Annotated in this window: 19 protein-coding genes; 4 read left to right on the top strand and 15 right to left on the bottom strand. The window is 67.6% G+C overall.

Going from position 1 to position 19,042, the window contains the following annotated elements; all coding sequences use genetic code 11:
• Positions 1–196 precede the first annotated feature (196 nt).
• Positions 197–1,393: a transcriptional regulator gene (locus tag WA670_RS32120; protein WP_336159880.1), complete on the bottom strand. Its 1,197-nt coding sequence runs from the start codon at positions 1,391–1,393 to the stop codon at positions 197–199.
• 180 nt (positions 1,394–1,573) lie between these two features.
• Here WA670_RS32120 and WA670_RS32125 point away from each other — a divergent pair, with 180 nt between their 5' ends.
• Together WA670_RS32125 and WA670_RS32130 are read left to right on the top strand one after the other, a co-directional pair.
• Positions 1,574–2,773 carry an MFS transporter gene (locus WA670_RS32125; RefSeq protein WP_336159882.1) on the top strand — a complete coding sequence of 400 codons (1,200 nt, stop codon included), beginning with the start codon at positions 1,574–1,576 and terminating at the stop codon, positions 2,771–2,773.
• A gap of 374 nt (positions 2,774–3,147) precedes the next feature.
• Positions 3,148–4,518 carry a GGDEF domain-containing protein gene (locus WA670_RS32130; RefSeq protein ID WP_336159884.1) on the top strand — a complete coding sequence of 457 codons (1,371 nt, stop codon included), beginning with the start codon at positions 3,148–3,150 and terminating at the stop codon, positions 4,516–4,518.
• A 188-nt stretch (positions 4,519–4,706) separates the two neighbouring features.
• Here WA670_RS32130 and WA670_RS32135 read toward each other — a convergent pair whose 3' ends face one another.
• The 12 genes from WA670_RS32135 to WA670_RS32185 all read right to left on the bottom strand — a co-directional run bounded on the left by WA670_RS32135 (position 4,707) and on the right by WA670_RS32185 (position 14,768).
• Entirely contained in the window at positions 4,707–5,921 is a 1,215-nt protein-coding gene (locus WA670_RS32135) for a protein-L-isoaspartate O-methyltransferase family protein (protein WP_336159886.1), read from the bottom strand.
• 369 nt (positions 5,922–6,290) lie between these two features.
• Positions 6,291–6,686, bottom strand: a complete 396-nt coding sequence (locus WA670_RS32140) for a helix-turn-helix domain-containing protein (protein WP_336159888.1) — start codon at positions 6,684–6,686, stop codon at positions 6,291–6,293.
• Positions 6,687–6,969: 283 nt separating this feature from the next.
• Positions 6,970–8,229, bottom strand: coding sequence for a Scr1 family TA system antitoxin-like transcriptional regulator (locus WA670_RS32145; RefSeq protein ID WP_336159890.1), 1,260 nt, complete (start codon positions 8,227–8,229; stop codon positions 6,970–6,972).
• Between the two features lie 421 nt (positions 8,230–8,650).
• A complete protein-coding gene (locus tag WA670_RS32150) occupies positions 8,651–8,887 on the bottom strand; it encodes a helix-turn-helix domain-containing protein (protein ID WP_442893143.1) in 237 nt (78 codons plus the stop codon).
• Between the two features lie 101 nt (positions 8,888–8,988).
• Positions 8,989–9,150, bottom strand: a complete 162-nt coding sequence (locus WA670_RS32155; protein WP_336159894.1) for a hypothetical protein — start codon at positions 9,148–9,150, stop codon at positions 8,989–8,991.
• The gene (locus tag WA670_RS32160) at positions 9,147–10,118 is read right to left on the bottom strand and encodes a trypsin-like serine protease (RefSeq protein ID WP_336159895.1); all 972 of its coding nucleotides are present in this window, start codon (positions 10,116–10,118) and stop codon (positions 9,147–9,149) included. The genes WA670_RS32155 and WA670_RS32160 overlap by 4 nt, the downstream gene beginning before the upstream one ends.
• A gap of 20 nt (positions 10,119–10,138) precedes the next feature.
• Positions 10,139–10,879: a hypothetical protein gene (locus WA670_RS32165; RefSeq protein WP_336159897.1), complete on the bottom strand. Its 741-nt coding sequence runs from the start codon at positions 10,877–10,879 to the stop codon at positions 10,139–10,141.
• A complete protein-coding gene (locus WA670_RS32170) occupies positions 10,879–11,835 on the bottom strand; it encodes a hypothetical protein (protein WP_336159899.1) in 957 nt (318 codons plus the stop codon). The genes WA670_RS32165 and WA670_RS32170 overlap by 1 nt, the downstream gene beginning before the upstream one ends.
• Positions 11,836–11,867: 32 nt before the next feature.
• Complete coding sequence (locus WA670_RS32175; protein ID WP_336159900.1) at positions 11,868–13,124, bottom strand: lanthionine synthetase LanC family protein; 1,257 nt, start codon at positions 13,122–13,124, stop codon at positions 11,868–11,870.
• On the bottom strand, positions 13,121–13,339 hold the full coding sequence (locus WA670_RS45245; RefSeq protein WP_442893144.1) for a sigma factor-like helix-turn-helix DNA-binding protein: 219 nt from the start codon (positions 13,337–13,339) through the stop codon (positions 13,121–13,123). Before WA670_RS45245 ends, WA670_RS32175 begins: the two co-directional genes overlap by 4 nt.
• On the bottom strand, positions 13,339–13,836 hold the full coding sequence (locus WA670_RS32180) for a sigma factor (RefSeq protein WP_336159902.1): 498 nt from the start codon (positions 13,834–13,836) through the stop codon (positions 13,339–13,341). The genes WA670_RS45245 and WA670_RS32180 overlap by 1 nt, the downstream gene beginning before the upstream one ends.
• Positions 13,837–13,919: 83 nt before the next feature.
• The gene (locus WA670_RS32185) at positions 13,920–14,768 is read right to left on the bottom strand and encodes an SAM-dependent methyltransferase (RefSeq protein WP_336159903.1); all 849 of its coding nucleotides are present in this window, start codon (positions 14,766–14,768) and stop codon (positions 13,920–13,922) included.
• A gap of 434 nt (positions 14,769–15,202) precedes the next feature.
• Between WA670_RS32185 and WA670_RS32190 the strand changes: the two genes are divergently transcribed.
• Entirely contained in the window at positions 15,203–16,357 is a 1,155-nt protein-coding gene (locus WA670_RS32190; protein WP_336159905.1) for a helix-turn-helix domain-containing protein, read from the top strand.
• A 29-nt stretch (positions 16,358–16,386) separates the two neighbouring features.
• Positions 16,387–17,130 carry a 5-formyltetrahydrofolate cyclo-ligase gene (locus tag WA670_RS32195; protein ID WP_336159906.1) on the top strand — a complete coding sequence of 248 codons (744 nt, stop codon included), beginning with the start codon at positions 16,387–16,389 and terminating at the stop codon, positions 17,128–17,130.
• A gap of 60 nt (positions 17,131–17,190) precedes the next feature.
• On the opposite strand, the gene WA670_RS32200 is transcribed toward WA670_RS32195, so the two are convergent.
• Both WA670_RS32200 and WA670_RS32205 read right to left on the bottom strand, forming a co-directional pair.
• Positions 17,191–18,264 carry a helix-turn-helix transcriptional regulator gene (locus WA670_RS32200; protein WP_336159907.1) on the bottom strand — a complete coding sequence of 358 codons (1,074 nt, stop codon included), beginning with the start codon at positions 18,262–18,264 and terminating at the stop codon, positions 17,191–17,193.
• A 187-nt stretch (positions 18,265–18,451) separates the two neighbouring features.
• Positions 18,452–18,868 (bottom strand): NUDIX hydrolase, encoded by a 417-nt coding sequence (locus tag WA670_RS32205; protein ID WP_336159909.1) that lies wholly within the window; start codon positions 18,866–18,868, stop codon positions 18,452–18,454.
• Between the last annotated feature and the right edge of the window lie 174 nt (positions 18,869–19,042).

Below are 19,042 nucleotides of genomic sequence, written 5' to 3' on the forward strand. Positions count from 1 at the left end.
CATAGAGGGGCGCAGGTGCCCCTGGAGCTGGGGACCGGACACCGGAACATCGGTGTGATGTGCAGCACGTCGGGGCTGGGGTGCCGGTGAGCGGGAACGTGCACGTACCCCGAGTCCCGGGCGAGCTGCGCGGCTGGCGGTGCAACAGCAGTGAACGGAGTCGCATCAGGGGTGAACGCTGTCGAAAACTGGCAGCTCAGCTGCCTGAGGGCGGGGGCGAGGACGGAGGGAGCAAACGGTAGCTCGCGGCGGCTTCGGTTTCCATCTCCATGACATTCCGGATGATTTTCGCTGCGGTGGTTTCGACTCGCTCGCGGGAGGCGGGGTCCTCCATCTCGCCGAGGACCCGCAGCGCTCCCGCGAGCGTTCCGTTCCTGTCTAGGCTCTGCGGCCACTGGGCCGCGGCCGGGTCCTCGGCCGTCCAGGCGGGATCGCCGATCCCGCCGAGGAGGTAGCGGAGGCTGACGCCGAAGTACTCCGAGAGCTTCGCGGGCAATCCGATCGGAACATCGTTCGCGGACAGCGTGCCGTCGCAGAGCCCCTGCAACTGGGCGGGGTCCGCGCCGATTTCGGCGGCAACGTGTTCCGGGGTGAAGCGGAGGCTCTGCGCGCCGTCGTCGTCGACGCCCAGGAACAGGGCCTTCACTCGCTGGGCCATTGTGGACGCGTCGTAGTCCGCTTCCGGCGTCACCAGGTCGCCGATCGGCTTCCTGTAGAGATCGGCGATCGCCTGGAGGACGTCGAGCGACGGATTGGTTCTCCGGCCGCTTTTCAGCTGCCCGACGTACGTCGGAGTCTTTCCGATGGCACGCGCGATCTCCGTGTCCTTCAGCGGCTCGGAGGCGCGGGGCAGGTCGGGGTTGCCGGACCTGAGCCGCAGTTCGGCCAGCCTGGCGTCCGAGACCGGCATCGGAGTGGCGAACAAAACTCTGAGCTTGCGCGTCAGCGGGTGCATCGGCGAAGCGGATTCACTCTGGCCCGACTCTTGCGGGGCTGCGCCGTGATCCGGCGATGGGCTGCTCAGCCACTCGACCGGCTTGCCGTAGAGACGGGCGACGCCTTCGAGGAACTCGCGCCGCGGGTTGTCCCTGTATCCGGATCGCACCTGTTCGACGTATTTGGCGCTGTAGCCGACCCGGACGCCGATTTCGGTGTTGGTGAGGGCGCGACGACGGCGGGGCAGATCGGGGTTTCCCGACCGTCGCACGAGGTCGGCCTGCTCGTCGTCAGACACGGGAAGCGGCGTTTCGAACAGCTCGCGCAGCCTCTGCGTCAGCGGGCGAACGTCGGAGCCAGGCATGTCAGTGTCGTGTTGCTCTTGAGCGTCCATGTCGCTCTTCCCCCCGGCCGACTGTGCTCGTGCGCCGCTGCCCGTTCTCACGCTCCGGAGCAATCGGGCGGGCGGCGTCCGCGCTGAGTATACCGCCTAGCTCGCTTCCATTACCCGCTGTGACGAAATTTCGTCATGGCGGGCCATTCGGGTGATAAACGATCGTCGGTAGCCACCATGGGCTCAACTGACTTAGCCTCACAGCGGGGAACTAACTGGGAAGCTAGTTTAGTGAGGGTGTGGGTGACGCCACGGAGGGGGACGCTGCGCGGCGGCGAGTTCACGGCGCTTTGGGTTTCCGAAGCGCTGTCGACTGCCGGTGACCAGTTGGCGAAGGTCGCGGTGGCCGTGCTCGTCTACGAGCGTACGGGCTCGGCGGCATGGTCCGGGATCGCGTACGCGATGACGCTGCTGCCGGGGCTGGTCGCGGGGCCGGTTCTCGGCCCGCTGGCCGACCGGCTGCCGCGCCGGGGGCTGATGGTCGTGTGCTGCCTGCAGCAGGCGGTGCTGGTCGCGGGGATGGCCGTCCCCGGCGTGCCGCTGGGGGTGCTCGTGGTCGCGGTCGCCGCGGTCGCGGCCATCGCGGCGCCGTTCAAGGCGGCGCAGACTGCGGTCGTTCTGGACATTCTCGACGAGCCGCGGGCGAACAAGGCGGGCAACGCGCGTCTCGGGATCATTCGCGAGGCCGGGCAGCTCGCGGGCTTGGCGGGCGGGGCTGCGGTCGTGGCGACGGTGGGCACCACGGTCGCGCTGTCGCTGGACGCGGCGAGTTTCGTCGCGGCCGCCGCCCTGCTGAGGTTGGGCCTGCGGCAGCGCCCCGCGGCACGGGAGGCGGCCGGACCGCCGGAGAACACTGGCGGGGCGCTGCGGATCATCGCCGCGACCCCGCCGGTCCGCCTGCTGTGCGTGCTCGTGCTGCTGTGCAGCCTCACCGCCGTTCCCGACGGGGTGATCGCCCCGCTGGTCGGTCAGGTCGGTGGGCCGCCCTGGACCATCACCTTGCTGCTCGGTGCCGACTGCCTGGGATTCATCCTCGGAGCGCGATGGGCAGCCCGGGCCGACGAACGGTGCCAACGGGACCTCATCGCGCCGCTCGCTGTCCTGTCGCTGGCGCCGCTCGCCCTGTTCGCGGTCCTGCCGGGCCTGGTCCCGATGGCCGTGCTGCTGGTCCTGTCCGGAATCGGCGCCTCCTATCTGCCGCTGATCCGCGCAGAGATCGCCGAACGCGTGCCCCCGCATCGTGTGGGTGCGGTGACCGGCCTGGTCGGGTCGGTCTTGCGGGCAGGGCAGGGGCTGGTCGTGGTCGGCGCGGGCGGTCTCGCGCAGTGCCTGAGGTCTGCCGCGCTGGCGGTCGCGGTGACCGGTGCGGCCGGAGCGTGCCTGTCCTGGTGGTGCGCACTGCGGTGGATCAGGACGCTCCGGGCCGAACGGGCTATCGGATGAGCTGCTCAGAAGTCGCGGTCGCCGCGCATCGCACACCTCCTTGACCGACGGTCGACTGGGGATCCGCCTGCACCACAGGGATCAGAAATCACGGTCGCCACGCATGTGCGGCCACCTCCAACGGGTCGCGTGAAGGGGAGGGCATGAAAGAGCTGAGGGTCAGGCTCAGAAATCGCGGTCGCCGGGAATCTGCACGCGAATCACCTCCGGGGGCTTCCAGTCCCGCGGCACGGCAACATGGCGGCGCGGTGGAGGGGCGCCACCTGCTGCCGCGTACGCGAGGGATCACTCGGTTCGTCCGGAACAGTGTCTCGCGCGCAGGCACAATCCACACCGCCGGAGCCCGGTTCATCGCCCGCGTGGAGGGGTTCGCCATGTGGCGGTTTCCCCGCAGCGCGCTGGCCTGGCTGCTGGTCACCGACGTCTGCGTCCTGGCGTGGACGTGCTGGGCCGCGTCCCGCTCACCGGTCGGGTGGCGTGACGTCCTGAGCTTCGGAGTCCTGGCGGTGTGCGCGGGCGTGCACGTGGCGAGCACGGCCGCCACCGAAGAAAGATCCTTCGGCCGGCAGCCGCGCGGGCACGTCGACCAGACCAGCATCTGGGTCTTCACCGGAGGTTTGACGCTGCCGGTGCCTTTGCTGGTCGCGCTCGTGGCGCTGATCCGGTTCCAGCGATACCGCATCGCCCGCAAGGCCCCGTACCGGTTCATTTTCAGTTCGGCCGGGATCCTCGCCAGCGCTCTCGCGGTGCACGCGATCTCCGAGGAAATGCCGCTGCGGTCCTGGCTGACCGGACGACGCGCGCTCCCGCACACGCAGTCCGAGGCGTTGGTTCTCCTCGGCGGGATCGTCGCCGCGGTGGCGACCTACTTCCTCGTCCAAGCGGTGATCGTCGGGCTGGCCAACGGTCTGACCGATTCGGCCGAGGCACGAGCCCGTGCACGGCGGCCGTCGCCCAGTTCGGCGCCTGCGGCACCGGCACCGGTCTGGACGCTCGAGAACCTGGTCGGGGACCGGGCAAGCAACGTGTTCATCCTCGTGACGCTGGCCGTTGCCGTAGGCGCGACCGTTGCCCACTCGGTGAGTCCGTTCTTCGTCCTCGCCTTCGTCCCGGTGGCGGTGCGGTTCACACGCACGGAGCAGAACCTCAAATCGGCGTACTCCAAGGCCCACCACGACACTCTCACCGGGCTGCTCAACCGCAACGGGTTCGATCCGGCGGCCGAGCTTGAACTGCTGGCCGGCACCAGGGCCGGTCGGTCGACGGCCCTGCTGTTTCTGGACATCGATCATTTCGGGGCTTGGAATGGCAAGCTGGGTCATCTCGGCGGAGACCAGGTCTTGCAGGCGGTGGGCCGCGTCATCGAAAGCCAAGTCCGCGACGGCGACCTCTCCTGCCGATGGGGCGGGGAAGAATTCGCCGTCTTGCTGCCCGCCGCGGACCAGCACGAGGCGCAGGCTGTCGCGGAGCGCATCCGGTACGCCTTCGCGACCATGCGGTTCGTCGTGACTAAACCGGCCGGCGGTGAGGAAGTACTGATCAACGACGAAAAACTCGACGGTGCCGGTTTCACCTGCTCGATCGGAATCGCCCTGTCACCCGAGCACGGGATCGGTCTCACAGAACTGGAGGACGTCGCCAGCCTGACGATGAAGACCGCCAAGCAAGGCGGCCGCAATCAGGTGGCGATCGCTCCGGGCGCGACGCGTGCGTCGCACGCATCTGACGAGATGGCGGCGAGCTAGCCAAAGCGGGACGTCGTGGTCCGCGAGATTCGCCATCGAGGGACCCGGGTGTTCTGAAGTTGCAAAGGCGGAGGCTTCCTGGCCTGCGTGGGCGGGAGGCCGAACTGGAGAAAGGCGACCCGTTCCTGGCCAGACCCCGGTGCAGCTTGCCGCGAGGCAGAAGAACCGGGCCCATGTTCGCATGGCGTTTACCGGAGTCCGCCGACCTCCGGTTCTAGCAGCACAGGCAGCAGGTTGTCCGGCTTGTCGAGCCAGCACCACTGCCGGGCGGGGGTCATGGTAACGCCGAATCGCCCGCTGTCCGGGCGGCCGGTTTGTTGCCACCAGCGCCATGCTGTTACGGCGTGTTCCCAGAGCGGTTCCGGCCCGTACTGGCGCACCTTGTAGAGGTTTCTGTGCGTCGATTCCGGGGTGACATAACAGATCGAGGAGGATCCGGTGCCGATGTCGTACAGGAGCACCTCCCAGCGGTGGACGTGCCGGGCGAGGATCCTGCGCTGCACGCCGGGCAGGTGCAGCCCGATCGCCATTGCCACGTTCGGGTCTTCCCCGATTTCCCGGGGATCGGCCCAGGTGAACGATTCGGTGGCGGACGCGTCGTCTTCCACGAGGCGTCTCATCCGCTCCGCGTGTCCGGACGGGAGCGGGTGCGGGCGCAGTCGTGTCCGGGTGACGTCGTTCATGATGTGCCCGTGCGCGATTCCGCTGTCGAGCACGCCGAGCTTGAGCACGCCGCTGCCGTGGATTCCCGTCGCCCAGGGTGTGAGGATCATTCCGCCGGGGACGGTCTGGCGCAGCCAGGCGGTCGGGATGTGTCCGGCGACGGCTTCTGCGGTGGAGACGATCCGGCTGTAGGGTGCCCGCTGCGGAATGCCGGCTTGTCCGTCCCCGGAGATCACTTCGATCCGGTCGTGCCCTGTCCGGCGGAGAGCATCGCGGGTGTACTGGATCCCGTTGCCGGTTTCGACGGCGGTGACGGCCTGGTCGCCGAGGTACGCGCCGAGCAGAGCCGCCAGGTAACCGGTCCCGGCTCCGATGACCAGCACGGTGTGCCAGGGCTGCAGATCGAGGGCGCCCAGGACGCGCAGCACGGCGCTCGGCTGCGGAAGGAAGCCGGTGATCCGGCGGCCGATGTCCGGCCACGTCGCATGGCGCTCGTCGAACCGGGTCACGATCGCGGTGTCGGAGAAAACGGCGCGCAGCCAGTCGGTGGTACCCCGTTCGATCGGCAGGGCACGGCGGGTGCCGTCGTCGACCCACGCGTGACGGGGTACGAACGCGGACCGGTTCGTGCGCACGAACGCGGATTCCCAGCGCTTCGCGAGGGTGCCTGAAACATTCAGCCGGTCGGCGAGGCTGGCCGGGCCAACACGATGTTTGTCCGCCCTGCCGGTATTGGCCATCGCGCGTTCTCCTCCGTCAATGCCCGCTGCGGTCAGCGCGGCCGTCACTGTGTGGGTTGATGTCTCGCGATCGCGGGTGCGTACCGTGATTGCCGATGTCCGAGGGCACAGTCGATCGGGGTTGAGCGTCCGCGCACCGCAGGGCCGGAGCTGACCACCGCGCCGCGTCGGCTGCAGGGCTGCGACGGTCAGCAGGTTCACCTGCGCGAGCACCGAACACACGGCTCAACGAAGGGCTGGTGCACCTGTCCGCCGAATCTGCCGACTTCTCGTTGTCGTGTGCGCACGGCGGCCGCAGTACGACGCCGGGCGGTGTGCGCCGAACTCGGGATCTCACTGGCTGTTCTCGTTGTTGCTGATGGAAAGGGATCACCTGATACGGGACGAGCGGTCGGCAGGCGAAGGCTTGCGCCGATTGACAGCGTTCTGCCCTCCGTGCGGTCTGATCCGCACTTTTTCCCGGAGCAGCAGCCGACGGATCGTTCCGTATGAGGCCTGATGCGCGTCGGCGATGCTTTGGATGGTTGCCCCGCTTTCGTACTCCCGTACGATTCGCGGCACGTCGAGTGCGCGGCGCACTCCCTGCCTGATTTCCGGGAGGACGGCACCTTCCTGCCGGAGCAGACGCCCGGTCCAGCTCAGAGACAGCCCGTACATGTTGGCGATCTCCGTGATCGACGCGCCAGCTCTCCACATTGCGAGCATCTGCCGGTTGCGTTCGATGCGTGCGATCTGCTCGTCGTGGTCGCGCTCGCCGGAAGTCACTTGAGATTCGGCCGTCCTTCTGCGGGTTTCCTGCGGTGTGCCTCTACGGCTGCGGCAGCTCGGTCTGTCGGGTTCGCCTGTGGGCCTGGGCCTTCGTGGAGATAGGAAGCGGATTGGGGCGAGAGCGGTGGTGCAGAGGCTGGAAGAGGCATCGGTCATCCTGAAATGGCGAGTTCCGTGCAGGCGTGTCAAGGGCGAGCTCCGGACGTGGAGAATCGCTCGGCGTCGACCAGTTGGGAGAGCGCGAGGTCGGTGTCGCGCCGTCTCTGTCGAAAGATGTGCGTCACCACGGCTTGGCGCTGTCAACCTCAGCCGTCCGGGGTAACCGAAGGCCGTTGTTTGCTTCGCAGTTTTCGGACGGAAGGGGCGTGCAGCCGCATGTGGCCAGGCAACCGTTGACTCCAGCGGTTGCGAGGACTCCTGGCGGGCGAAGTTCCACGCCTAGTTTTCTCAACCAGTAATAGACTTTGTAGGGGGTTGTATTCTCCGCGTCCGCGATTTCGTTAATCGTTTGTCCGTCTTGATAGAGTTCGGCCCACCGCGTCTTCGCCTGGTCGGTCTCAGCGGCGTGTGTGTGGTCTGGGCTGCTGTCTGGCTCCTCTCTGGACGGGGAAGGGTGCAGGTGCCGGGGTGTGCGTCGGACCGGCCGTGTGTGCGGTCGATTGGCGCCTGACGGCGACAAATGGGCGGTGATAATGTCGGCGGACTCGGCGGTGTCGAGAGCGACGGCGTCCAGTTGGGCGAAGACGTCGGATCCGTCTGCCGGAATGATGCCGATCTTGCGACCGGGAAGTGCGAATGACCCGGTGAAACCTCCGGGTCGGTAGTCCACCGGTCCGGCTTCGGTGTGGTAGCGGGTGACCGCGCCCTCCAGCCCGCGATGGTAGCCCGCGCGGTCCGGCACGACGCGGATCAGGAGAGCCGCCGAGGGCCGGGATCCGTCCACGTGACCGGCCAAGTGGTCGATTTGCTGCGGGCCTGTGCGAGGTTCTCGCGCCAACCCCGTGAGGACCTGCTCGCCGATGAACACGGTGATGGCATCCTTGCGGACGTCGCTTTTCGAATTATTCGGTATTCGGGCCTCTTCGATCGCCTGGGCCGGTTGGGCATGGCGCAGCCGGGGACCCGTCATAGCCGCCGTGTAGTCGGGCGTGCGCAGCGGAGCCGGCACTGTCAGCGGATTCCAGATGTCGATGCGGCTGGACCTGCGCGCACAGTCCTCGGCGGCGGCGACGTGGTCGGGCCTTCCCGGTGTCCCGAGGACGAGCACGAACTCTTCCGGAACACGGGCCAGGTCGATGACGCGGTCTCGGTGACGCTTGTTGACGCCGATGGCCGCCAAGACAGCGCTGACGTCATTCGAGTGGGGCGAGCGTCGTCCCAGTTCCCAGTTGCTCAGCAGCCCAGGTGAAAGGAATGCTCGGCGACTGAGTTCGCGCAATGCCCAGCCGTGATCCTCGCGCGCGTTGCGCAGGGCGCACGCGAGCAGGACGGTTCGTGCGAGCGTTCCCTCGACGCGGTGTTTCCGAATTTGCTCAGGCATCCGGTCCTCCCGGGGCAGGCTGGACTAGGGGATGTTTGTCGCCTGGTTCGCTTGGCAACTCGCTCACCTGCTGCAGTTGTGCCGTTTGCCCGCTCAGTTCGACGCTGTGGCCGGACCGGCGGCAGCGAGAGAGTCGGAGGCGGGGGTTGCTGCGCCAATTCAGCCGACGCTGGCGAGTCACTCTTGTTCTCCATGCGAGACGACGACGCTGATGTGGCGTGGCGCAGGTCGGTCTGCGCTTACGGGATGAGCGCCGATACGAGGTTGTGCGCAGTCGTCGAGGCTGCTCATCGATGCTGGGTGCTTTCTTTGAGGTGGGGCAGTGGTGGGCGCGGATGACGCGGTAGATCTGGAGTCCGGCCTGCCCTGGGCCGCGGACGCCGCCCAGGTGCTGCGTAACGACGTACCGGATACCTCGTAGTCAGTCCGCTGCCGGTTCGGCGTCAGTCCGGACACGGCGCGACAGTGTGCGCCGGTGTCCGCCTCCGCGTGGCCGCAGACGCGCGCCGGATTCGACGAGCAGTCGCTGCACGAACCCGTAGGAGCGCTGGATGCTCTCGGCGAGCGCGCGGATGCTTGCGCCGTTCTCGTATTTGAGCTTCAACTGGGCGGCCATCGCGTTGCGGTCGTCGCCGACGATCCGCTGGCCCTTCTTCATATGGAGTTGGGGTTTCATGTGCTGGTGCCTTTGGTTCGGTGCGGGCAGGTGTTTGCGGTCGGGCCGGCGGGGGTTCTGGGCAGGCGTTATCGGCGCCCGTGTTAGGCGAGGAAGCCGGCGGTGCGGCGGTCGGCGGGGACGGCGGCTTCATCGCTGAGTTCGCCGCGGGAGACCGAGAGCCAGGGAGCCGGACTGGAGCCGAGAATGCGGAGAGCCGTCGGGCCGGAGCGCTGGTGTTCGCGCTTCGGCCCGACGGTGGTCATCCGGCGAGCGCGAAGTCGGTTTGCGTCGTGCCTGCTCGGGTTGCCTCGACCCGCAGTTGCGGTTCGAGGTCGTGGATCTGGTGGATGATCCAGCGTCCGTAGGGCCAGATCTCCGTGTAGATGTTGGCTGTGCCGCAATGGTTTTCGATGCCGCGGGAGGCGATTGCGGTCAGGACCCACTGGGTGCCCCAGCGGCGGACTCCGCCGCCTCCGGCGTCGCCCTTGCAGGTGCCACCTCCGTTGGCGGCGACGCCGAGACAGGCTTCGTTCGTGCCGATGCCCCCTGCCGCGCACTGGGAACGCGAGACGGTGTGCACGGCGGTCTGGTGCAGCCACGGCCCGAGCGGGCCGGTCCAGGTTTCGGGACGCGGGTCTGTGTGGCCCCAGCCCAGTTCCGTGATCTCCCCAGGCCACAGAGGGGCGACGACCGCGCCGCGGATCTTGATGGGGTGCTGCAGCTGCACGAGCGCGATGTCCCAGATGCGGCCCTGGGCGTCGGGCACGCCCCAGTTCCAGTCCTTCGGGATGATCCATTTCTTGATCCCGACGGACTTGCCGGTGAATCGGTTCGTGCTGCCGTAGACGTATCGGAAGCTGGCCGGGTCTTCCGGCGTGGACGCCGAACCCTCCAGGGCGCTGCGGGCGAGGTCGGGCGCGGCGGTGCCCGATCCGGGGCGCACTGCCGTGTGCCGGAGCGCAGCGAACCGTGCGGTGTCCGCAGCGGACTTCGCCTGGGGCTGCTGCCCGGGCATGACGGTGACGCATTGCGCGGCGGTGATCAGAAGGTCGGTCTGGCCGTTCTCGTCGCTGCCGAGGGCGTGCGCGGTGCAGGTTGCCCAGTGTTGGTAGCCGTTGTGGGGGTTTACGTATTCGAACGTTCCCTCCCCAGCCTTGATGGCGGTCGCGGTGGTTCCGCCGACGATCGCCTCGGCGGGAGCGGCGAGACTGACGAGCAGGGCGGCCGACACGGCAGCGGCCGTTAATCCGCCTAGTCTTCGAAAATGCAAAGGAAACCTCGACTCTCTGTGTGCTGGATCGGTGACACTCCCTTTTCCGTGGGGGAAGGGGAGAACAGGGGGACGGCGAACAGCGGCCTGGCGGGGCCGAACCCGGAGGGCGCGAGTCTCGCCGGGACAGTGCCGGGCCCGAACCCGCCGCCCGGCGCGGCCGCTCCGGGCCGCGCGGTCGGCGAGGGCGGGCGGTTGCAGGCGGCGGGCGCGGCGGTGCGCCGCCCGGGAACCGCCGGCACGGGCGGGAGCCGGAGGGTCGGCGGGCCCGGTTCGAGGTGAATGAACGGCCCGCCGCGGACGGCGTCTTCGCCGTTGACGACCACGACGTGCGCGTTGTCGCGCAGCCAGGCCGCGCACCGCGGGCAGGCCGTCTCGTCGTCGCCGAGGGACCGGAACTCGCGGGGTTCGATCATCTGGGTCGCATGCGGTGTGGCAGTGTGTCCGGCGCACAGCGGGTGGATCGCCAGCCAGGTCCCGCGTAGGTCGACCAGCAGGTAGACGTGGCGCAGCGGAGGTTCGAAGGTGTCGGGGTGATCGTCGCTGTAGCAGCGGATCCCCACCCGCATCGGGCTCGGGCCCAAAAGCAGAAACACGGATCCGTCCAGCTGTATGGCCGTGTCGTCGGCGTGCCGCGGCATCAGGTCGCCGGTGAACGTTCGGGTGCCGGAGCCGAGAGTCTCGTCCCTGGCAGGCTGCGGGCCGGTCATGGCGTTGCGCATCAGACGGCGAAATCCAGTTCGGCGGTGTCGGCGTCGGACTGTTCGTGTTTCGCGCAGGCGACGCGCGCCCAGCAGGAGACCATGTAGTGGTCGGAGTGCGACTTCTCCGGGTGGACGCGATAGGTGCTGGGAACGAACCGCACGGGCGCCTGCCTGCTGACGATCAGCCGGTCGATCGGCATCCAGGCATCGCCGCCGTGGCGAGGGTTCACGGTCGGGGTGTGGTTGCCCGCGAGCAGAGCGGCGTCGAGGTAGCCGTGGTCGAGCAACGCGTCGTAGGAGGCGGTGTAGGGCGGCCACGTCCCGTCGGCGGCGGGAATCCCCTTGGTGCTGCGCTGCCACGGGGTGCCGTTGTCGTCGAATTCCCTCGCCAGATCCATCGGGTAGCCCGGGTTGTTCTCCTGGGTGGGGCACATGTTCATGTCGCCGCCTGCGAGCACCGGGTGTTCGGCGAACTTCCCCAGGAGCGAGAACTGGGCGTCGAAGCCGACGGCGCCGTGGCGGCCGCTGACGTGGACGGCTTTGAGCGTGAGTTTGCGTCCGGCGATCTCCACGTTCAGGCTGTTCGCGGGCACCTCCCGCACCAGCTGGTCGTCCGGGTCGTGCCACCCCCGAGGCCGCACGGTCGGGCGGGAGTAGAACACTCCGGGGCCGTGGACCAGGAACGGCCCCTTCGACAGCATGCCGTCGTAGATGCCCTGCCCGACGGGCTGGCCTTCCGGGTCGGTGCCTGCGGGCAGCGCGTCGAGCAGGGCGAGCATTTTGTAGAACGCCTCGCGTTCGAAGTCGTTGTAGCGCGTGCATTCGGACATGAACAGCACGTGCGGCGGGCATTGCAGGCCGGAAAGGTTGGCTTCGATCCCGGAGAAGTCGTGGCGACGGGTCTTCGCGTTCCAGCCGCCCCATTTCTCGTTGAGGGTGGCGACCAGAATCAATCGGCAGTCGGGGCAAGGCATGTCGGTCTCCTGGAGTCGGCGGCGGTCGAAGGTCAGGCACGGGCAGGCACGGGTGCGGGGGCACAGCGCTGGGCGAGCAGGAGCAGCGAGTCCCACGCGGCCGCCTCGTCGGGAGGCAGGGCGATGCGGGGGTCGCCATTGGAGCGGGTGATGTGTTCGCCGACCGTGCCGTCGAGCAGCCCGCCGTGCGGGTCTGCGTGCCGTGCGTCCGGGTGGACGGTCCGGATCAGGGTCCCGGCGGCCTCGGCGAGCCCGACGGCGTGGTCGCCCGGTTCGTCGGCGGCGATGCGCAGCGCGGCGAGGGCGGCGCCGTGCGGGCCGTGGCAGATTCCGCCCGTCTCGAACAGGTGCGCATCGCGGGTCAGGGCGGTGCGGGCCGCGGCGACGGCGGTCCGGCGCAGTGCGGGATCATTCCGCGCGAGCCCGGCCAGCTGTGTGGCGCGGGCGATGCCGAGGTTCCCGCATACGCCCGGCCCTTGGGCGTCGGCTGCCTGGTGCGCGATTGGCCGCGGGTCGGGTTGCGGGTCGGCGACGACTTCGGGCCAATGGGGGCGCCCGTGCTCGTCGGTCAGCCGGTGTGCGTCGTGCCAGGCGGACACCGATCGCAGCGCGGCGTTCAGGCGCGGGACGCGGACGTCGCGCAGGCGGGCGACGGCGAGCAGCGCCATGAGCCCGGCGCTGCCGTCGAGCAGCGTGAAGCACGCGTGCCCGTCCGGCCAGTCTTCCGCTTGACTCAGGTCGTCGAGCGGGCTGTGGGGCACCCACCAACCCGGCCGGCCGGCCTCGCCGGACGACAGGACCAGTTCGACCGCGTACGCGACCACTTGCACGAGCATCGGGTCCTGCGCCGCGTCGGGGCGCTGGAGCAGGCAAGCGCCGAGCCCGACCAGGCCCTCCCGCAGGGAGTATTCGGCGCGTGCCAGCGGAAGCCGCAGACGCAGGCGCTCGCGGGCGGTCTGAAGGCGTTGGCGTGCGATCGTGTCGAGCCGGGCGTCGGCCAGGTCCAGAAAGCCTTGGTATCGCCCGCGCAGGTGCGGCGCGTTGATCAACGTGATCCGCAGTACCGACGCGACCGCAGGGTCCCCGGTTAACGCTGACCCGCCCGGGGAATCCGTCGACGACGCGGTCAGCGCCTGGTCGAGCAGATCCTGCAGAAAGCCGGCATCCGCTTCGGCTTGTCCGACGCGCACCGCCTCGTCCAGCGCGGCGGTCAGCGATCCCCGGTACAGCAAGGTCTCCGGATGCCCGCCGTCGTCGCAGTGGAATTGGGGGCACGCGAGCGATTTCATCGCCGCACCGCCGGACACGCGCCGTTCTGCGACCGAGCTTCTGCGCACGCGGAACGCGACTTGCGTCGGGGGCCGGGGAGCGTAGCCGAAGCTGTGACCCGAGACGGAGCCAAGCCGGCGCGCAGTTCGGTGAGCGCGCGGTGCTTCGTGACTCTCACCGACCCCGGCGTCACACCGAGAATGTCCGCGGTTTCCACCGTGCTGTATCCCTCCATCACGCGCAGCACCAGCACCCTGCGGCGCTCGGGCGAAAGTCCGGCGAGCTTCCGGGCTGTCGCGGCGCGACGTTCGGCTGCGAGCGGCGCTCTTCCGGGCCTCGCTCGCCGGAGAGGGTCTCGGGCGCCTGGTCGACGAGTTGTTCGCGATCGCTAAACCTGGCCCGGGCGCGATGGGCATCGGCTACCTTGTGCGCGGCGATCCCGTAGACGAACGCCCGAAACGGCCGGTCGCCGCGCTTGGGTCGATACCTGGGCAGAAACTTCAACACCGCCGCACACGTCTCCTGCACAACGTCCTCTGCGCAGCCCCGGTCCACGCGCGCGAGGCAATAGCGCAGCAGCGCGCCCCGCAACAACCGCATCAGGTTGTCCAGGCCCGGCCCCGGACGCGCATCGCGGATTTCCTGTTGCGCACGCTGAACCAGTTCGTTGATCTCCGCGTTTGCAGCGGCAGCAGTGGAAAACGGCCGATCGCGGGCCAAAAGTGTCGTCACTTCCCCTCCCCGGGAGCGTGAGCCAGTACAGAGGAACTTCCTTGCGAACTGAACTGGCGAAACGAATATCGGCGGGCTGGCTGTCAGGGTTTGCGTCCCACTCCGACCCCGACGATGCGGTGCGCGACCGTCGGCGCGCTCAGCAGCGGGCCGTCGGGCCACCAGTCGACGACCGGCACGATCTCCGCGGGCTTGTTCGGCCCGCTCGGGATCAGCTCCAAGCCGTGGAACAGGTCCTTGATCTCGGTGCGAGTGCGGGACGAGACGTCGTTCATCGAACTGCTGTGGACCGACTCGATAATGCGCTGTACCGCTTCGTCTTCTTCGGAACCGTCGTGGGCGTCAAGCAGGTGCGAGATCGCCACGTACGAACCGGACGGGAGCCGGTCGATGAACTCCTTTGTGACCTTCGCCGGAAGGTCTCGATCGCCTTCGTAGTGATGGTGCAGGGCCAGCATGAACAGCACCGCGATCGGCTGATTCCAATCGAGGTGCTCGTTGACTGTCGGATGGTCCAGAACACTCGGCGGGTCGAAGAAATCCCCTCGGACGAACTCATTGAACTCGTTGTCGAGAAGCCGTGCGCGTGCGTGGACTGCCACCACTGGGTCGTAGTCGACGTAAACGACCTTGGCGGTCGGATCCGCCCGCTGCACGATCTCGTGCACGTTATCCACGGAAGGCAAGCCGCACCCGCAGTCAATGAACTGACGGACGCCCGCCCGTTCCGCGAGGAAACGGCAAATCCGCGACAGAGCCTGCCGGCTGACCCGCGCGGCCTCCGCGACATCCGGCACTACCCGGGCGGCCTCCCTGGCGACCTGCCGGTCGATCTCGTAACTGTCCTTGCCGGCCAGTAGAAAGTCGTACACGCGGGAAGCGCTGGCTCGGTTCGGGTTTGTCCCCGGCGGTGGATTAACTATGTCACTCACGGGGAGTAGCTCCAGGCAGCGAGTTCATGGATTTTAACATTTCCGATATTGAAGCCAGAAGTGAAATCGTGTATATCGGCTGCTTATGAACGGAATCCTTACCCAGCGAAATGCGGCACAGAATCGCGGCATCGGCGTTCGGTGCGCACAGTGCCGTGAGCAACTCGAACCGCCTCCTGCCGCTTGCTTTGGCCGCGCGGCGTCTAGGAGCCCGCGATCGCTATCTCCTCCGGGGCGTCACCTGCTCGACACCCGACGGGGGTGGCAGCCGACCGTCGAACGACGCCGACCTGCCGTGGACGACCATGCCGCCCTACTGGACTCAAGGCCAGGCAAAGAGCCCAGAAAAATAGCGGAAAGAAACCGGCAAGGTAAGTTGCTCTCGTCCTGCTGACCTGCGGTAATATTGCTGATCTGAGACGGGGGAGGTGGCCGTGGCGGAGTTTCAGTCTGGCCTGGCTCGTGCTCGCAATGCAGCGGGGTTGAGTCAAGAGGAGTTGGCGCACCTGCTGTCCGTGGACATCAAGAGCGTCAGAAACTGGGAATCTGGCCGGAACAAGCCGACTCCTGGCCGACGTTGCGAGCTAGCTGGGGTTCTGCGCATTTCGCTGGCGGAACTCGACGAGCGCATCGAGCAAGCCTGGGGCTTGAGGACAGCTCAGAGGCCGGGACCAGTTGGCCTCCCAATCGGCCGGCTGCCAGCAAGCCAGCTTAGGGCTGAAACGTTGGCGATGGAAGCCGAGTATGACAAGGCCCCCTCGGCGAACCTGCTGGGTCGGGCGACTAGGCACCTTGCGAGCGTCACGTTCGCGAGGGATGGTGCTTCCGCTGTGCGACTTCGGCGCGAGCTTTGGTCTGCCGAAGCGGAAATCGCAACGCTGATGGGACAACTGCTGTGGGATGCCTCCCAGCGGAAAGATTCCTGGGCATCGCAAACCTACTTCGACCAGGCGATCGACGCTGCACGTCAGGGCGACAACGCCGAAGCCGAGGCGCATGCCACTCTTCGGAGCTGTTACCTGCGTCTTTACGGCGTCGACCGACAACCGGACTTGGGTCTCACTCTGGCGCAACGCGCGGCCACCCTCGCGCAACCAGTCAGCCCGGGGCTATGCGGGCTGGCCCTTCTGCACGTAGCTGAAGCCAACGCGATGCGGAATGATCGACGTGCGTGTGAGTCCGCGCTCGATGCGGCTCAGTGGCAGTTGAGCCAGGTCGAAGACGGAGGCGTCGGCAGCGAACATCTCTCAGAGTCAAAAATCGACCGCATAGCCGGTTCTTGTTACGTCTTTCTCGGCCTCGGCGTGCAAGCGGAGGGTCATCTGGTCGCGGCAGCCGGAGCGTTGGCCTCAAAAAAGAAATCCCAGTCCATCGCACTCGGAAACCTAGCACTGGCACGGGTGCGCATGGGCGAGATTGAGGGGGCAGTCGAGGCGCTAGACAAGGCGATCAACACACTGGAGATCACGCGGGGAGGAGGAGGCATCAACGTAGCCTTCAGTGCAGGTCGAGCGCTGCGGCCCTGGCGAAGTCAACCCTCCGTCGCAGCGGTAGGTGAGCGCCTGTTCGCCTTAATGGCTGGCAGCTAGCGACCGGCTTCACGAGGTACAACGGAGGCATGCAGATCGACGAAGCGAAGCGAGCTGCCCGCGATCGCGTCTGGGCGCGCCTCGATGCCGAAGCAGTCGACCCGCGAGGCGCCGCCGGGCGGATCCCGTCGTTCGCGGGAGCAGGTGCCGCGGCTCAGAGGCTTGCCACCCTGGACTGCTGGCGTGACGCGCGAGTGGTGAAGTCGAATCCGGATCGTGCCCAGCTGCCAGTCCGGGAAGCGGCTTTGCGCGACGGAAAAATGGTCTATATGGCTGTGCCCGCGATGGCGAACCGAGAACCGTTCTATGCACTCGACCCGACAAAGGTCGGCCTCGAAGCCGCATTGAGCAAGCACGCCGCCGCCCTCGCGCCAGCCGTTGGCCCCTCGCAGATGGAGCCCATAGACCTCGTCGTCTGCGGCAGCGTTGCCGTCGACATGAGAGGCGTGCGAGTCGGAAAAGGTGCTGGCTACTCTGACCTAGAGATTGCCCTGTTGTCAGAAGCTGGGCTGATTGGTCCGCAGACGACAATCGTCACAACTGTGCACGAGCTTCAAGTCGTGGATGCGGACCTCCCCGAAGCAGAACACGATTTCGGTATTGACGTCATCGTGACGCCGGAGCAAGTCATCTACTGCAAAAGGCGGCGTCGGCCCATCGGTATTACGTGGAATGCACTGAGCGACGAGAAAATTAGAGCCATCCCAATACTATATGCGCGCTTCAAGGCTCAACGCTTGGGTCGATTGAATCAGGGTGAGAATCTAAAGTGACCGATTGGCGGCATCAGAGGCGACTGCTGAGCGCAGCTGAGGCGCTCCGTGCTGAACGGGTCAAACGACAGGCGCGAGAAGTCGACGGATCCGTCGAAGCGCTGTGCGGCCGGCGTCGGCGATGGACATCAGCTCACCCCGTTCGGCGGCACGGATTGCGCGCTGCAGTTGGTGGGGCAGCCGCCGCTGCTCGGCGGTGGTGATGGCGGTCCGAAGGGCCTTGGCGGAGCCTGCACGCTCGCCAGTGGCGGCGAGGACCTCGCCGGTAGTGACTGCTTCGATGACTCGCCACTGCGGGGCGGCTGGTTCTTCGGCACCGCTGGGGTGCAAGGCGCGGAGCGCGTCGCTGGGGCGGTCGAGGGCGAGCAGGCCGCGCGCATGGATCTCGCGCAAGCTGAACGGGTTGAGCAGTATGCCGTTTTCGGCTCCAGAATCAAGCGCTCGTCGGCAGCCGTCGACGGCGGTATCGAACTTGTCGCTCAGCCCGGCATCGCCAGATGCGCGCGCCAGCAGCGCGAGGGCGGAGCCGTGCCCGGCCGGATCGGAGGAGACCGCGACGGCATGATCGAGGCGGGCCACCGCAGCCGCGAGCCGCCCTGCTTTGCGCAATTCATTGCCGTGCATCCGCAGGGTGTGTGCCAGAAACGGCGCGTCGTCCAGATGTTGGGCGAGGAGGAGAGCCTTGCCGGTCCAGACGGCGGCACAGGTCAGTCGCTCCTCAGGCAGCACGGTGCCCAGGGACACTCCGAGCGCAAGCCGAGCCGAGGCGAGCAGCAGCAGAGTGTCACGTTCGAGGAGACCTTCGGCGGCGCGAGCCTCCAGCCTGGCGGTCAACGGCCAGAGCTCGTTGACCGCCTCCACTGCTCTGCCCGATTGGCGGGCGATCTCGGCGAGCCGGATCACGCTGTCGCCGAAGTGGACGAGCGCGGCGAAGTCCGCGTCGCCGGGGTCGGTGACGCCGAGCAGGTGGAAGGGGAGCCCGAGAGCGCGGGCGATGTGGCGGCGTCCGGCGACGTCGTGGGGGGTGCGTCGGCGGCTTTCGATGAGCGCCACGTACGACTTGCTGTAGCCCAGGATTGCGGCGAGCGCCTCTTGGGAGAGGCCGTTTGCGGCGCGGTACGCCCGCAGGATCACCGCGAGGTCCCGGCTTGACAAGGCGGCGGCTGCAGTCGGGTCGGACCACAGCCACACCGCGGGTGCCAGCCGGGGCCCAGGCGCGGTCAGGGTCGCCCCGCCGGCGCGGCAGGCCGGGCAAGCCCCGGCCTGGGCATAGCGGCCTAGGGCGGTTCCGCAACGGTCGCACCGCTCGCCCACCGTCGCGCTACCTTGCCGCGTGGAGGGAGCGCATGTGCTCGAACCACGTGAAGATCGAGCTTCGGTAGCCTTCGGGCATCGTCAAGGCCTGCACCTCGTGTTCAGCGAACTCGCCGACGCGGTTGTGCTCGTGGCTGAGCACCGGGGCCTGGTCCGAGTCGGTGGTGCAGCCGTAGGTCACGATGAAAACGTTCTTGTCCGCGATGGGGATGTAGTAGATCCACGAGTCGAGGATTGTCTTGACGTCGACCCGCAATCCGGTCTCTTCCGCGATCTCCCGGGCCACGCATTCCTCGGGGGTTTCGGACGGTTCGATCCGGCCGCCGGGCAGTTCCCACTCGTCGCGTTCGTTGCGCAGCAGCATCACCCGTCCGTCCCGGACGAGGACGCCTTTGATCGACACCGGGTACACGGGTTCAGGCATCGGACGGGTCTCCCACCGTGAACGGATGCGGACAGGCGTGGCTTGACCGTAGCAGCGCGGGACGTTTCTGCCAGGTCAGCATGGGTTGACAATCTGTAAGTAGACGACGGCCCCCCGCGTCGGGTCTGCTGAGTCAACCGAATCATTCCCGCTGACGACTCAGGAGGCTCCGGG

The sequence above is a fragment of the Amycolatopsis sp. VC5-11 genome, from assembly GCF_037034185.1.
GTDB lineage: Bacteria > Actinomycetota > Actinomycetes > Mycobacteriales > Pseudonocardiaceae > Amycolatopsis > Amycolatopsis nivea.

Coding starts and splice junctions, on each gene's coding strand:
- WA670_RS32155 (WP_336159894.1), bottom strand. CDS start 9,150: ATGACCACCGTCGGGCCGAAGCGCGAACACCAGCGCTCCGGCCCGACG.
- WA670_RS45245 (WP_442893144.1), bottom strand. CDS start 13,339: ATGGAGGGATACAGCACGGTGGAAACCGCGGACATTCTCGGTGTGACG.
- WA670_RS32135 (WP_336159886.1), bottom strand. CDS start 5,921: ATGGCCAATACCGGCAGGGCGGACAAACATCGTGTTGGCCCGGCCAGC.
- WA670_RS32150 (WP_442893143.1), bottom strand. CDS start 8,887: ATGAAGAAGGGCCAGCGGATCGTCGGCGACGACCGCAACGCGATGGCC.
- WA670_RS32170 (WP_336159899.1), bottom strand. CDS start 11,835: ATGCCTTGCCCCGACTGCCGATTGATTCTGGTCGCCACCCTCAACGAG.
- WA670_RS32175 (WP_336159900.1), bottom strand. CDS start 13,124: ATGAAATCGCTCGCGTGCCCCCAATTCCACTGCGACGACGGCGGGCAT.
- WA670_RS32205 (WP_336159909.1), bottom strand. CDS start 18,868: ATGCCTGAACCCGTGTACCCGGTGTCGATCAAAGGCGTCCTCGTCCGG.
- WA670_RS32130 (WP_336159884.1), top strand. CDS start 3,148: ATGTGGCGGTTTCCCCGCAGCGCGCTGGCCTGGCTGCTGGTCACCGAC.
- WA670_RS32195 (WP_336159906.1), top strand. CDS start 16,387: ATGCAGATCGACGAAGCGAAGCGAGCTGCCCGCGATCGCGTCTGGGCG.
- WA670_RS32165 (WP_336159897.1), bottom strand. CDS start 10,879: ATGCGCAACGCCATGACCGGCCCGCAGCCTGCCAGGGACGAGACTCTC.
- WA670_RS32145 (WP_336159890.1), bottom strand. CDS start 8,229: ATGCCTGAGCAAATTCGGAAACACCGCGTCGAGGGAACGCTCGCACGA.